The organism is Aminivibrio pyruvatiphilus (assembly GCF_004366815.1).
Lineage (GTDB): Bacteria > Synergistota > Synergistia > Synergistales > Aminobacteriaceae > Aminivibrio > Aminivibrio pyruvatiphilus.
The window spans coordinates 157,998-170,755 of sequence record NZ_SORI01000002.1 but is presented as its reverse complement, the minus strand read 5'-3'; the positions used below and the strand labels follow the sequence as shown (position 1 = coordinate 170,755).

Annotated in this window: 13 protein-coding genes; 11 read left to right on the top strand and 2 right to left on the bottom strand. The window is 64.3% G+C overall.

All coding sequences use genetic code 11. From position 1 onward, the window contains the following. Positions 1 to 117 precede the first annotated feature (117 nt). The 3 genes from C8D99_RS02620 to rpoD all read left to right on the top strand — a co-directional run bounded on the left by C8D99_RS02620 (position 118) and on the right by rpoD (position 3,038). Positions 118 to 1,047, top strand: coding sequence for a chemotaxis protein CheV (locus C8D99_RS02620; RefSeq protein ID WP_133956095.1), 930 nt, complete (start codon positions 118 to 120; stop codon positions 1,045 to 1,047). Beyond that, entirely contained in the window at positions 1,044 to 1,715 is a 672-nt protein-coding gene (locus C8D99_RS02615) for a hypothetical protein (protein ID WP_133956093.1), read from the top strand. The genes C8D99_RS02620 and C8D99_RS02615 overlap by 4 nt, the downstream gene beginning before the upstream one ends. A gap of 120 nt (positions 1,716 to 1,835) precedes the next feature. Then, a complete protein-coding gene (gene rpoD / locus C8D99_RS02610) occupies positions 1,836 to 3,038 on the top strand; it encodes an RNA polymerase sigma factor RpoD (protein ID WP_133956091.1) in 1,203 nt (400 codons plus the stop codon). A 44-nt stretch (positions 3,039 to 3,082) separates the two neighbouring features. Here the strand turns inward: rpoD and C8D99_RS02605 are convergent, their stop codons facing one another. Both C8D99_RS02605 and C8D99_RS02600 read right to left on the bottom strand, forming a co-directional pair. Next, entirely contained in the window at positions 3,083 to 4,462 is a 1,380-nt protein-coding gene (locus C8D99_RS02605; RefSeq protein WP_133956089.1) for a cobyrinic acid a,c-diamide synthase CobB, read from the bottom strand. Next, positions 4,459 to 4,977, bottom strand: coding sequence for a cob(I)yrinic acid a,c-diamide adenosyltransferase (locus tag C8D99_RS02600; protein WP_133956087.1), 519 nt, complete (start codon positions 4,975 to 4,977; stop codon positions 4,459 to 4,461). Before C8D99_RS02600 ends, C8D99_RS02605 begins: the two co-directional genes overlap by 4 nt. Before the next feature lie 209 nt (positions 4,978 to 5,186). Here C8D99_RS02600 and C8D99_RS02595 point away from each other — a divergent pair, with 209 nt between their 5' ends. The 8 genes from C8D99_RS02595 (at position 5,187) to cobS (ending at position 12,419) form a co-directional block, all read left to right on the top strand. Then, positions 5,187 to 5,393 carry a dodecin family protein gene (locus C8D99_RS02595; RefSeq protein WP_133956085.1) on the top strand — a complete coding sequence of 69 codons (207 nt, stop codon included), beginning with the start codon at positions 5,187 to 5,189 and terminating at the stop codon, positions 5,391 to 5,393. 234 nt (positions 5,394 to 5,627) lie between these two features. Next, positions 5,628 to 7,100: a cobyric acid synthase gene (locus C8D99_RS02590; RefSeq protein ID WP_133956083.1), complete on the top strand. Its 1,473-nt coding sequence runs from the start codon at positions 5,628 to 5,630 to the stop codon at positions 7,098 to 7,100. Beyond that, on the top strand, positions 7,097 to 7,987 hold the full coding sequence (locus C8D99_RS02585; protein WP_133956081.1) for a GHMP family kinase ATP-binding protein: 891 nt from the start codon (positions 7,097 to 7,099) through the stop codon (positions 7,985 to 7,987). The genes C8D99_RS02590 and C8D99_RS02585 overlap by 4 nt, the downstream gene beginning before the upstream one ends. Next, complete coding sequence (gene cbiB, locus C8D99_RS02580) at positions 7,984 to 8,907, top strand: adenosylcobinamide-phosphate synthase CbiB (protein WP_133956079.1); 924 nt, start codon at positions 7,984 to 7,986, stop codon at positions 8,905 to 8,907. The genes C8D99_RS02585 and cbiB overlap by 4 nt, the downstream gene beginning before the upstream one ends. After that, entirely contained in the window at positions 8,891 to 9,988 is a 1,098-nt protein-coding gene (locus tag C8D99_RS02575; protein WP_133956077.1) for a pyridoxal phosphate-dependent aminotransferase, read from the top strand. The genes cbiB and C8D99_RS02575 overlap by 17 nt, the downstream gene beginning before the upstream one ends. After that, positions 9,988 to 10,533 (top strand): bifunctional adenosylcobinamide kinase/adenosylcobinamide-phosphate guanylyltransferase, encoded by a 546-nt coding sequence (gene cobU / locus C8D99_RS02570; RefSeq protein ID WP_133956075.1) that lies wholly within the window; start codon positions 9,988 to 9,990, stop codon positions 10,531 to 10,533. The genes C8D99_RS02575 and cobU overlap by 1 nt, the downstream gene beginning before the upstream one ends. A 68-nt stretch (positions 10,534 to 10,601) precedes the next feature. After that, positions 10,602 to 11,684, top strand: coding sequence for a nicotinate-nucleotide--dimethylbenzimidazole phosphoribosyltransferase (cobT, locus tag C8D99_RS02565; protein WP_133956073.1), 1,083 nt, complete (start codon positions 10,602 to 10,604; stop codon positions 11,682 to 11,684). Positions 11,685 to 11,690: 6 nt separating this feature from the next. Next, positions 11,691 to 12,419 carry an adenosylcobinamide-GDP ribazoletransferase gene (gene cobS / locus C8D99_RS02560; RefSeq protein WP_133956071.1) on the top strand — a complete coding sequence of 243 codons (729 nt, stop codon included), beginning with the start codon at positions 11,691 to 11,693 and terminating at the stop codon, positions 12,417 to 12,419. Positions 12,420 to 12,758 lie beyond the last annotated feature (339 nt).

Below are 12,758 nucleotides of genomic sequence, written 5' to 3'. Positions count from 1 at the left end.
CCCCTTTTCTTTTCAGAAGTATATCAGAAAGGGATGGCCCGGGGCTTGTGGGAGGTCAGTCCTTCGGCTATAGTAGCTTCAGGTGAACCATACGGAAGACCGGAGGAGGGAGATCCAATGCAGGAAGTCAAAAAAGTTATAACTGAAGTGGGAACCAACGAATGGCAGGTGGTGGTCTTTTTCCTGGGGGACCAGACCTTCGCCATCAACGTGGACAAAACCCGTGAAATCCTCCGGTGGCCCGGCTGCCGAACCATCCCCGAGTCCCACCCGTCCATGATCGGCATTACCTCGGTGAGGGGAGAGGTCCTTCCCCTGCTTGACCTGAGGGTGCACCTCGGCATTCCCGGAAAAATCGACCTCGAGCACAGCAAGGTGATCATCGCCGAGTTCAACGAGGTCAAGCTCGGTTTCGTGGTGGACGCTGTGGAGCGGATTTACCGCATCAACTCCGAGGAGCTGGACTCCACCCTCACGGGCACCTTCCTCGGCGAGTACGTCCTCTACGTCATCAAGAGGGACAGCCGGAACGTGCTGCTGCTCGACTACGAGGCCATCGTCCAGAAGGTGAACCCCACCCTGTCGGAGCGGTACACCATCGACCCGGTCAGGACGAAGGCCATGACAGCCCCCCTGGGAAACCTCGACGACTACAGGATTCTCGTAGCCGAGGACTCGCCCCTCATCCGGAAGCAGATTGCGGACGTGCTCGGCCAGGGAGGCTTCCATAACGTGGTCCTCACCGTCGACGGCAGGGAGGCATGGGACAGGCTCTCCACTCCGGGCGAGACCTACGACCTTCTCATCACCGACGTGGAGATGCCCCGGCTGGACGGACTGGCCCTCACGCGGAGGGTGAAGGAGCATGCGGAGTTCCGGACTATCCCCATCATCGTCTTTTCCTCCATCATGGCCAAGGATATCAAGGTCAAGGCGGCGAGCGTCGGCGCCGAGTCCCAGATCACGAAGCCCGAGATTCCCGAGCTGGTGGACCATGTCTGCGGACTTCTCGGCAGGAAAAAGGAGAAGAAGGTTTCAGCCGGATGACATCCCTTCCCTACTGGGATTCCAATGTGGACATGCAGATTGCCCCGTGGTTTCCTCTCGGGGTGGACTATGAGCCCGTGTCCGTAAATTCGCACCACAGCGGCCGCCTTTCCAGGATCGCCGCACTGTCAATGCGCCTGAGCAGCGAGTTCTTCTGCCTCACGAGCCTTCAGAGCGGCTATGCCGGAACCCTGCTCCGGGACAGCATGTTCATTCCCGGCAAGCAGCGCCGGATCGATTTCGGCTTCACCATGCTCTTCGGCTACTCGGCCCCCATGGAGGAGGCCGTGGGATCCCTCCTCGAAAGCCAGGGGGACATCGAGGGAGGAGTCTCCTTCTGTACTCTCTGGGACAGGGACATCATCCTCGAGAGCTTCAAGGCCATCATCCTGGTCAGCGGCAACCCCTTCTTCAGCGAGGACGACTTCCTGGACAGGCTCGGCGTCGTCCTGGAGAAGAGCGTCTCCTCCCAGGCGAACATGCCCTTCTTCGCCGAAAAGTTCGGATACCGGAGGTTCTTCATTCCCTACGAGACCGACAACCCTGTGGACCTTGAGATCAGCCGCCTGCTCTACGAGATGGAGTTCGAGGAAACCAGGAAATGGGTGGGGCCCTCGCCGGAAGTCTCCTTTCCGCCGTTCCTCACCCTTGATCTTGCCGCTGACTGAAGTATGGTATAATATTTGTCCGTTCAAAAAATAGGCGGAGGAGAACTTTGAAACGGCCCCGATTCCCGGAAGGGAAGTCAGGACCGTTCTTGCCGTAGTGAAAAGGGGATTGGTTGCTCGATGGAGAATGACATTCTGAACGAGAAGGATATTCTGGCGGAGAAGGAAGATATCCTGGACGAGAAGGTCGTCAAGAAGGAAGAGCTGTCGCGGGAAGACATGGCCGAGTACCTGGGCAAGGTCCGGGAGCTCATCTCCGAAGGCCAGGGCAAGGGCTTCCTCACCCAGAAGGATATCGAGCGGCACCTCCCCGTCGAAAACTGGAGCGAAGAGATTCTCGACAACGTGGTGACCGAGCTCCAGGACATGGGAATCGAAATGGTGAACGAGGAGAAGGAGGCCGCGGCCGTCGCGGTACCTGTTGCCGTCGCGGTGGACGAGGACATGCTCGCCCAGCCGACCATCGACATGGAGATAGGGAAGCTCGACGACATACCCCTTACCGACCCCGTGCGCATGTACCTCCGGGAGATCGGGAAGGTTCCCCTTCTCGACGCGGCGGAGGAGGTCGCTCTGGCCAAGCGCGTGGAGGCCGGCGACGAGACGGCGAAGAAGAAGATCGTGGACGCCAACCTCCGTCTCGTGGTGAGCATCGCCAAGAAGTACATCGGCCGGGGGATGCTCTTCCTCGACCTCATCCAGGAAGGAAACCTGGGCCTCATCCGCGCGGTGGAGAAGTTCGACTACCGGAAGGGGTTCAAGTTCAGCACCTACGCCACCTGGTGGATCCGGCAGGCCATCACCAGGGCCATCGCCGACCAGGCCCGGACGATCCGTGTTCCGGTGCACATGGTGGAGACCATCAACAAGATGGTCCGCATCTCCCGGCAGCTGGTCCAGCGCCTGGGCCGGGAGCCCACCGACGAGGAGATTGCCGGTGAAATGGAGATCGAGCCGTCCAAGGTGGAGGAGATCCGCCGCATCGCCCAGCTGCCCGTCTCCCTCGAAACTCCCATAGGCGAGGAGGAGGACAGTCAGCTCGGCGACTTCATCGAGGACAGGGATCTTCCCAGCCCCGAGGAGGCCGCCGCCGGGCACCTGCTCCACGAGCAGATCGAGGAGATGCTGGACGCCCTCTCCGAGCGGGAGCGGGAGGTGCTCCACTTCCGCTTCGGCCTCGAGGACGGCCGGTCCTACACCCTCGAGGAAGTGGGAAAGCGGTTCGGCGTCACCAGGGAACGCATCCGGCAGATCGAGGCCAAGGCCCTCAGGAAACTCCGCCACCCCAGCAGGAGCAAGAAGCTCAAGGATTTCCTCGATTAGCGAAGACAGCGAAGCCCCCGGATTTTTCCATCCGGGGGTTTTTGTTATTTTCTTCCCGCTCTCCCGGCGGCGGTCCTGAGGAACCGCTTCGCCGGGGCCGGGTTCGTTCCAAAGTGGAGGTGGAGGTAGGAGGCGAAAGCGTTCTTCACCGCCGGGCCGTCCCGGAAGACCTTCCCGTTTTTCTCGAGGCGCAGGGAGAGAAGATGATCGCTGCCCTCGCTGTCGTACAGGGACCAGTGGAAGAGATGCCCCTTCAGCGCCGCGCCCTTCGCTCCCGGAAGGACGGACCGCTCCAGCCTGCCGGTGCAGTAGCCCAGGGCCTGGAGCCGTTTTCCCATCCTCGTGACGCCGGGGAACACCCCTGCCATGGGGTGGACCGCCCCCTGCCGGTCCTCGAGCCGCTCCGCAAGGTACATCAGCCCGCCGCACTCGGCCAGGACGGGGAGCCCTCCTTCAGCGGCGGATCGTATCGCTTCCCGGATGGGGGCGTTTCCGGCCAGCGGGCCGGCGAACTCCTCGGGAAAGCCTCCGCCGATATAGATGCCCTCCGTCCCCGCCGGGAGATCCCTGTCCCGCAGGGGGCTGAAGGGAAGGAGCTCTGCGCCGAGGTGCTCCAGGATGTCCAGGTTGTCATGGTAGTAAAAGTGAAAGGCCTCGTCCAGGGCCACGGCGATCCGCGCCTCAGCCGCCGGGGGTGAGGAGAAGAGGGAGGGCCTGAAGGCCGGGAGGTCCGGCGCCGCACCGGCAAGGGAGACCAGGCGGTCAACGTCGATATGCTCCCCGGTCAGCCTGCGGACCCTTTCCGTCAGCTCGCCTATGGCGCCGTGCTCCGCCGCCGGTGTGAGCCCGAGGTGCCGCTCGGGGAGGGCGATGGATTCGCTCCTGGGAAGGTAGCCGAGGACGGGGATGCCCGTTTCCGTCTCCACCGCTTCCCTGAGGATGCGGTAATGCCCCTCGCTGCCCAGGTTGTTGAAGATCACGGCCTTCACAGCCACTCTCCGGTCGAACCGGGCGAATCCCGCCACCAGGGCGGCGGCGCTTCGCGCCATGGCTTTTCCGTTCACCACGAGCACCACCGGAGCGGCGAGGATCTTCGCCAGGTGGGCGGTGCTTCCCCGTTCGTCCAGGGCGCCCGCCCCGTCGAAAAGGCCCATCACGCCCTCGATGACGGCAATATCGGCCCCGGCGGTGCTCCGGGAAAAGAGCTCCAGGATGCTCCCTCTGGGCAGGAGCATGGTGTCGAGGTTCCTGCAGGGGCGCCCCGCCGCGGCTGAATGGAATCCGGGGTCGATATAGTCAGGTCCGGCCTTGAAGGGCTGCACCGCCAGTCCCCGTGCGGAGAGGGCGGCTGCGATCCCCATGGTGACGGTGGTCTTGCCTGAGCCGCTGTTTGTCCCGGCAAGAATGATCCTCGGGCAGCTCACTTTTCTATCCCCTTCCGGGCGGGGACGCCCCGGGAAAAGTAGTGCCGCATCTCCTTCATTTCGGTGACCAGGTCGGCCCTCCGCAGAATCTCCGGAAAGGCGTACCGCCCCGTGAGCACAAGTTCCGTGGAGGGGCGGCGCACCTCCAGAAGCTCCAGCACGTCAGTTTCGGCGAGGAGGCCCAGATGAACGGCCACGAAGATCTCGTCGGCAATGACCAGGTCCCATTTTCCGGACGAGACCGCGTCCCGGAGGCACTCCAGTCCGCCGCGGGCGTGGGCGGAATCCTGTTCCGTCAGCGGTGCCCCCACCCTGCGTTCCCCGCCGAAGGCTTCAACAGTCACTCCGGGAAGAAGGGCAAGGGCGGAGTGCTCGCTGTATTCTCCCCGTTTGAGGAACTGGCCGAGAAAAACCGTCATGCCCGCCCCGGAAGCCCTGAGGAGCAGTCCCAGGGCCGCGGTGGTCTTCCCCTTCCCGTTTCCCGTGTACACGTGAACATATCCCTGATACTCCATGGCAGACTCCCCCGTGGTTTTTCTTCATTATAGGGGCAACGGGGGGCTTCGGGAAAACCTGTTTTCACACTCTGCTATAATGTATAATAATTCTGTCATATTTGCCGGGCCGTCGCCCGGCAGGCAGGCGGATCCCCGAACCTCCGGGGATGGTAGAGAGGCCGGGAAGGACCATTTTTCCCGGGGAGCCGGAAAAAGGAGGCGACGGAATGGAAAGCGTCTACAAGATTATCGAGCTCGTCGGAACCAGCACCGAGTCCTGGGAGAAGGCCGCGGCGGCAGCGGTGGAGAGGGCTTCCGAGTCCCTGAGGGATCTCCGGGTGGCAGAGGTGACCGCGCTGGATATGCACATGGAGAACGGCATGATCAAGGCCTACCGGGCGAAGGTGAAAGTCTCCTTCAAGTATGAGCATTAGCGGCCTGCACTGATACGGGGCAGCGACCGGAGGGGGCCCTTCCCCCTGCTTGCAGTGTTCAGGGAAAAAACGAAACGGCGCCCCGCTCTTCCCGACGGAGGAGCGGGGCGTCCTTTTTCTGTCGGGATATTCAGGCTCTTTTCTCCGCTTGCAAAAAAGGGGCTCCGTGGGTAGCATTGAACCCGTCCAGAATAGACACGATCGGGGGAATGGCCTATCCGCGCCCGGACATTGATGATCCAGGGAACATCCTCATCCGTGGGGAAAAGCGTCCTCACGGCGGCCCTGTGCCGCATTTTCGCCCGCAGGGGTCTTCGGGTGGCCCCCTTCAAGGCCCAGAACATGGCTCTGAATTCCTTCGTCACGCCCGGGGGGGAGGAAATGGGACGTGCCCAGGCTGTGCAGGCCTCCGCTGCCGGGCGGGAGCCCGAGGTGGAGATGAACCCCGTCCTCCTGAAGCCGGAAGGGCACTCCCGCTCCCAGGTGATCCTGATGGGACGGCCGTGGAAGACCCTCTCGGCCGGGGATTATTACGCCTGCAGGGAGACCCTGTGGGCGTCGGTGGCCGCTTCCTTCGAAAAGCTCGCCGGAGAGAACGACCTCCTTCTCGTGGAAGGGGCCGGCAGTCCGGCGGAGATAAATCTCAAGAAGAGCGAGATCGTGAATATGCGGGTCGCCCGCACCTTCGGCTGCCCGGTGCTCCTCGCCGGCGACATCGACAGGGGCGGCGTCTTCGCCTCCCTCACTGGAACCCTGGCCCTCCTCGACGACGAGGAAAGGGCCCTGGTGAAGGGCTTCCTCATCAACAAGTTCCGGGGGGACGTGAAACTCCTCGAGCCGGGGCTCGAAATGCTCTCCGGCCTGACGGGCGGACGGCCCGTCCTGGGGGTGATTCCCTGGCTGAAAAATCTCGCCGTGGCCCAGGAGGATTCGGTCTACCTCGAGGAGAACCGCTCCTCCGGCGCTCCCGGGGGAGTGGACATCGCCGTGGTCAAGTTTCCCCGCATTTCCAACTACGACGACTTCGACCCCCTCGCCCTCGAGGAAGGAGTTTCCCTCCGCTTCGTGGACAGGCCCGAAGACCTGGGAAAGCCCCATGCCGTCATCCTCCCCGGAAGCAAGACCACCCTGGAGGACCTCGCATGGCTCCGCCGGTCGGGCTTCGACGGACTCCTGGCGGCCCTTGCCCTGTCGGGGGCATCTCTCGCGGGCATCTGCGGGGGCTACCAGATGCTGGGCCGCCGGATCTCCGACCCCCTGGGCGTGGAAGGGGCCAGGGGCGGCGAGGAGGGGCTCGGCTTTCTTCCCGGCGAAACTCTTTTCGAAGCCTCCAAGGAGACCACCAGAGTAACGGGCGCCACCGTTCCCGGGGAGGGGTTCCCGGGTTCCCGGCCTCTTCCCGTGGAAGGGTACGAGATCCACATGGGAAGGACGGTTCTCCCCCGGGGAGCCAGACCGCTCCTGTCCCTTGGGGGCGGAAGGACCGACGGAGCCGTGAGCGCGGGGGGACGGATCTGGGGGACCTACCTCCACGGCATCTTCGACAGCGGGGAGTTCCGGGAGGAGTGGCTCCGCTCTCTGGGCCGGCAGGGAACCGGGAAAGCCCTTCCCTTCAGGGAAGTCCGGGAGCAGGCCTTCGACCGCCTCGCCGACGAGGTGGAGGCCGCCCTCGACATGAAGGCGCTGGAGCGGATCATCGGCCTATGAGCACCGTCGCCGCCGCCTGCCCGGGAACCTGCGGGGAGCTTTTCCAGGGCACCCTTGACGGCGTCCCCTGCCTCGTGTCCTGCCCCATAGACAGGTACGCCAGGATCCGGGTCACCGCCCGCCCCGGAGAAGGACTCTCCCTTCCCGGGGAGATGAGCAAGACCCGGAGAGCCCTGGAAAACTTCCTTGAGCGACGGCCCCTTGCAGGACGGAACCTCGTGGTGGAACGGCTGGAGGCCCTTCCCGAAGGCAAGGGGTACGCCAGCAGCACCGCCGATATTCTTTCGGCCCTCGCCTGCGCGGCCACCCTTGCGGGAATTTCCCTGCCGCCGGAAGAGGCTTCCTCCATCGCCCTTTCGGTGGAGCCCACCGACAGCATCGCCTGGCCGGGGCTGGCTCTCCTCGACCATCGGGAGGGGAGGATCATGAGATTTCTCGGGCCCCCTCCGCCTCTGACGGTGCTCGTGCTCGACTGGGGGGGAACCGTGGACACCGAGGAATTCAACAGCAGGGACAGCCGCCCTGTCCTTTCGTCCCTTGCGGCCCTTCACCGGGAGGCCTTCTCCCTGGTCCTCCGGGGGGTGGAGCAGGGCGACCCGGAGACCCTGGGAAGGGGAGCGTCCATGAGTGCCCGGGCGGCAGCCCGGCTTCTGGATAAGCCCCGCCTCGACGAATGCTTCGCCCTCTGCTCCCTGCTGGAAGGGCACGGGGTCTGCGTGGCCCACAGCGGCACTCTCTACGGCATCCTGCTTCCCTCCGGGGCAGCGGGCCGGGAGGGTGACATTCTGGAAACGGCGGCCCGGCGGCTTTCCCCGGGGTGGGAGGGAAAAGTGCACTCCCTCGTCCCCGGCGGGCCGAGAACGGAAGAAAGGAAGAAAAGCCCATGATGCTCGTTTTCATCCTCCTGGGGGCGACGGTGTGGGATCTCCTCATCGGCGAGCCCCCGTCAAAATACCATCCCGTGGTCTACATGGGGAAATACATCTCCGCCTTCTGGAAGTACCGTCCCTCGGGGAGGGAGCGGGCCCTGCTCTATTTCGGCGGTGCCCTGGTGCTCTCCGGCGGCTTTCTCTTTTCGTGGCCGGCCAGAATTCTCGGCATGTTCCCCGATTTTCTCTTCGCCATCCTCGCGGTGCCGCTGCTCAAGACCACCTTTTCCCTTTCGGGCCTTCTCGAGGCGGGGAAAGGGGTCCTCGACTCCCTTGAACGGAACGACCTTCCCGGGGCCCGGAGAAAGCTCTCCCGGGACCTGGTGAGCAGGGAGACCGAAGACCTCTCCAGGGAGGAAGTGACGGGGGCGGCAGTGGAATCCCTGGCGGAGAACCTCACCGACAGCCTGGCGTCCCCCCTCTTCTTCTTCGGCGTTTTCGGGCTGCCGGGCGCATTTTTCTACCGGTTCTGCAACACCTGCGACTCCATGATCGGCTACCGGGGCGGCGACATGGAATGGGGCGGAAAGTTCGCCGCCAGGTGCGACGACGTGCTCAACTGGATTCCCGCCCGGGTCTCCGCCTTCCTCCTGCTGGCGGCAGGGGCCATCGCCGGTGAGGATGTCCTCTCCGGGATTGAGGCCCTGAAACGGGACCGTCTCTTCACCTCCAGCCCCAACGCCGGGTGGACCATGTCCGTCATGGCCGGACTGCTGGGGGTGACCCTGGAGAAGCGGGGCGTCTATGTCCTTCCCGGCGGAACCGGACCGCTGGACGAGGATGTCCTCCGGAGAGCCCTCCGGGTGGTCCGCATCGCCTCGGGGCTTGTGATTGCCGCAGCGGCGGTGCTCGGTGGCCTTCATGGACTGTTTCGTTAGGCCGGAGATTCTCACCGGGCGGCCCGCCCGGCACGGAGGCCTCGACTATGCCCGGCTTCGGAAGGAGGGTGTTACCCCTGGGGAGGTCCTTGACTTCAGCGTCTCCACCAATCCCTTCCCTCCCTGCCCGGAAATAGCCGAAGCCGTCTCCGGCGCCGCTCTCACCCGGTACCCCGATTCCGCCTCCGGGGAACTCCGCGCCGCCCTTGCGGAACTTCACGGCGTGGCGCCCGAATCCGTCCTGGTGACCAACGGCCTCGCCCAGGCCATCTTCCTCTGTGCCTTCGCCTTTGCCGACAGGGGAAAGACAGCCCTTATCGCTTCCCCCACCTTCGGGGAATACCGTTCAGCCTCCGAACTGGCCGGGGCCGGCATCCTGGAAGTTCCGGCGCGGGAGGAGGAAGAGTTCGCCTTTCCCCTGGCTGATTTGGAAGACCATGTCAGGACGGCACGCCCCTCCCTTGCCTGGGTGTGTTCCCCCAACAATCCCACGGGAATCCTCCCCTCGAAAGAGGAGCTTCTCCGCATGCTCTCCGCCTGCAACGGGACGGGCACCCTGCTTGTCCTCGACGAGGCCTACGTGAACTTCGCCCCCCCGGGATCGTCGGCATTGCCGCTTATGGGGCCCGGCCTTCTTCTTCTCCGGTCCATGACCAAGGACTACGGCCTGACGGGGCTTCGCCTGGGCTATATCCTGGGAGATCCCCGGCTTGTGGGGTATCTCGCATCCATTCAGCCTCCCTGGAGCGTGAACGCATGCGCCCAGGCCGCCGGTCTTGCGGCCCTGCGCGCCCGGGGGTACTATGAGGCCCAGTGGGCCGGTCTCCGGAAGCTTGCCGCAGATCTGGCCCGGGACCTTGCAGAGGCCGGTTTCCCCCCTCTTCCGTCCTCGGGCAATTTTCTTCTCTTCCGGGCCGGGAATACCGGGCGGCTCCGGGACTTTCTGTGGGAACGGCGCATTCTCGCGAGGGACTGCTCCTCCTTCGGCCTTTCCGGATACGTCCGGGTGGGCGTGAAGAGCGGGGAGGAGAACCGGCGGCTCGTGGAATGCCTGGCTGCATACCGGAAGGAGGCGTCCTGATGGGCAGGCTGACTCTTGTCCTCGGCGGAAGCAGGAGCGGCAAGAGCGAATTCGCCGAGAACCTGGTCCGCGAGGCCGAGCGCGCGGGGAAAAAAGTGGTCTACATCGCCACCTGCGAATCCAGGCCCGAAGATCCGGAGATGGCGGACCGGATCGACCGGCACAGAAAGCGGCGCCCTTCCGCGTGGAGGACCGTGGAGGAGCCCCTGGCCCTGGAAGAGGCCCTTCTGAATCTGGAAAGCGGTTCCGTGGCCCTGGTGGACTGCCTCGGCCTCTGGGTTTCGAACCTTCTCTTTTTCCTGCCGGAACAACAGGGAGGGCAAGAGGAGGCGATTCTCAGGAGGGTGCGGGCGTTCTGCCGGGCCGCATCGGCCTCTGCTGCCGACGTGGTGGCCGTCTCCAGCGAAACGGGCCTGGGGGTGATTCCCCCCACCCCTCTGGGCCGGCTGTACCGGGATCTCCTGGGGCTGGCCAACCAGGAGGCGGCCCGCTCCGCCGGGGAAGCCTGGCTCGTTGTGGCCGGCCTGTCCCTGAAACTGAAATAGCGCCACAGTCATAGACGGTCCGCGGAGACCGTTCATCCAGCCCGACATCGGGAAAACCAGGAGGCATCATGACGACACTAGAACAGGCAATCGCCCGGGTTCGCCCGCTCTGCACCTCTTCCATGGAGGAGGCGAGACGGCGGCAGGACTCCCTCACCAAGCCGAAGGGGAGCCTCGGGAAGCTCGAGGACCTTTCGGTCCAGCTCGCCGGAATACAGCGCACAGCCCGTCCCGTGATACGGCACAAGGTCATCCTCACTATGGCGGGGGATCACGGGGTGGTGGACGAGGGAGTCGCCCTCTACCCCCGGGAGGTTACCGTCCAGCAGGTGCTCAACTTTCTGGGAGGCGGCGGGGGAGTGAACGTCCTGGCCCGTCACGTGGGTGCCAGGGTCGTCCTGGTGGACATGGGGGTGGCCCACGACTTCGAGCCCAGGGAAGGACTCCAGGTTCGGAAGATTGCCAGGGGAACGGCGAACCTCTTCCGCGGTCCGGCCATGACCGCGGAGCAGGCAGTCCGTTCCCTGGAAGAAGGCATCGCCGCAGTGGAGGAGGAAGCGGCGAAGGGCATGGACATCCTCGGCACCGGTGAGATGGGCATCGGAAACACCACACCGTCCACGGCCATCGCCTGCGCCGTCACCGGCGTTCCCGTTCCCCTGGCCACAGGCCGGGGAGCAGGTCTCACCGACGAGGGGCTCAAAAGAAAGATCGCCGTCATCGAGGGAGCCCTGGCCCTCCATTCGCCGGATCCCCGGGACGGCATCGGCATCCTGTCAAAAGTGGGCGGGTTCGAGATCGGGGGCATCGCCGGCGCTGTCATCGGTGCGGCGTCCCTGGGCATCCCCGTGGCGGTGGACGGCTTCATCTCCACGGCGGCAGCGGTGATTGCCGTCCTGGTATGCCCTGCCTGCAGGGATTACATGATCTGTTCCCACAAGTCGGTGGAAATTGGCCACGAACACCTTCTTCGCTTCCTCGAGGCGGAACCGCTGCTCGACCTGGGCATGCGGCTCGGTGAGGGGACGGGAGCCGCCCTTGCCATGTCCCTGGCCGAGGCAGCGTCAAAGGTGCTCAGAGAAATGGCCACCTTCGAGAGCGCCGGAGTCTCCGGACCGGTCGAACCCGGAGCGGGCGTCCCGGGAGCGTAGAGAAAAGTGGATTTTTTCCGTGCTCTTGGCTTTCTGACGATCCTGCCCTGCCCCCGCCTTGAGAGCACCCCGGAGGATCTCGGAAGGTCCTCCGGGTGGTTCCCCCTCGTCGGGGCCCTGCTGGGGGCACTCCTTGCCGCCGGCCACGCCGGCCTTGCCGTTCTCCTGCCTCCCCCGGCGGCGGCTGCCTTCGCGGCGGTCCTCTGGGCGTTTCTCACCCGGGGGCTGCACCTGGACGGCCTGGCCGACACGTTCGACGGCATCGGGGGTGGATACTGCCGGGAATCACGGCTGGCCATCATGAAGGACAGCCGGCTCGGCACCTTCGGAGGAATCGCCGTGGCTTCCGCCCTTGTGCTGAAAATTTCCCTTCTCGCCGGGACGGGAAGGACGGCGGCCCTGCAGGCTCTCTTCCTCGCTCCAGTCCTGGGCAGGTGGGCCATCCTCTTCGCTCTGCGTTTCTTTCCCTCCGCCCGCCCGGGCGGCATGGGAGACCTGTTCCGGAAAGGCTGCACGAGCGGCTGCCTTTTCACCGGCACTGCCGCCGCAGTCCTTCTGGCCGCGGCGGCGGGAGGCGTGCCCGGCATCCTCCTCCTTCCTCTCGTTCCCCTTTCTGCACTGCTCTTTTCCTGGTGGCTGGCCTCCCTCCTGGGGGGACTCACCGGAGATTCCTACGGGGCGGTGTGCGAGCTGTCGGAGATCCTTTCCCTCTGCCTTTTCGCCGCTCTCCGGTAGCTTCCCCTTCCCTCCCGGCAGTGCCGCAGGGAAAGTCGGTCACTGCGGTTTTCCTTGTGGTACCCCGAAGAGCGTCCTGGTACAGGAAAGATGGTCCCATAGGCCCGGAAGACATGGAGTCTTCAGGATTGTAAAATCTGCAAAAAATATTAAAATAATAGAATCATAGTTCTTTCTTTTCGATTTCTTCGCCGTTCACCGTTCCCCTGAGGACCAAAGTACGTGCAAAGAAGGTGATGAAGAGGAGCAGGAGAACTTCTTCAACCGGGGAGGCAGTGGGAGAGTGGAGAGGGGCCCATTGTGCCGGGGCGGGTTAGGGGTGCTCCGGCGGGAGGAAGA

Coding starts and splice junctions, on each gene's coding strand:
- C8D99_RS02620 (WP_133956095.1), top strand. CDS start 118: ATGCAGGAAGTCAAAAAAGTTATAACTGAAGTGGGAACCAACGAATGG.
- C8D99_RS02615 (WP_133956093.1), top strand. CDS start 1,044: ATGACATCCCTTCCCTACTGGGATTCCAATGTGGACATGCAGATTGCC.
- rpoD (WP_133956091.1), top strand. CDS start 1,836: ATGGAGAATGACATTCTGAACGAGAAGGATATTCTGGCGGAGAAGGAA.
- C8D99_RS02600 (WP_133956087.1), bottom strand. CDS start 4,977: ATGGAGTATCAGGGATATGTTCACGTGTACACGGGAAACGGGAAGGGG.
- C8D99_RS02595 (WP_133956085.1), top strand. CDS start 5,187: ATGGAAAGCGTCTACAAGATTATCGAGCTCGTCGGAACCAGCACCGAG.
- C8D99_RS02590 (WP_133956083.1), top strand. CDS start 5,628: ATGATCCAGGGAACATCCTCATCCGTGGGGAAAAGCGTCCTCACGGCG.
- C8D99_RS02585 (WP_133956081.1), top strand. CDS start 7,097: ATGAGCACCGTCGCCGCCGCCTGCCCGGGAACCTGCGGGGAGCTTTTC.
- cbiB (WP_133956079.1), top strand. CDS start 7,984: ATGATGCTCGTTTTCATCCTCCTGGGGGCGACGGTGTGGGATCTCCTC.
- C8D99_RS02575 (WP_133956077.1), top strand. CDS start 8,891: ATGGACTGTTTCGTTAGGCCGGAGATTCTCACCGGGCGGCCCGCCCGG.
- cobU (WP_133956075.1), top strand. CDS start 9,988: ATGGGCAGGCTGACTCTTGTCCTCGGCGGAAGCAGGAGCGGCAAGAGC.
- cobT (WP_133956073.1), top strand. CDS start 10,602: ATGACGACACTAGAACAGGCAATCGCCCGGGTTCGCCCGCTCTGCACC.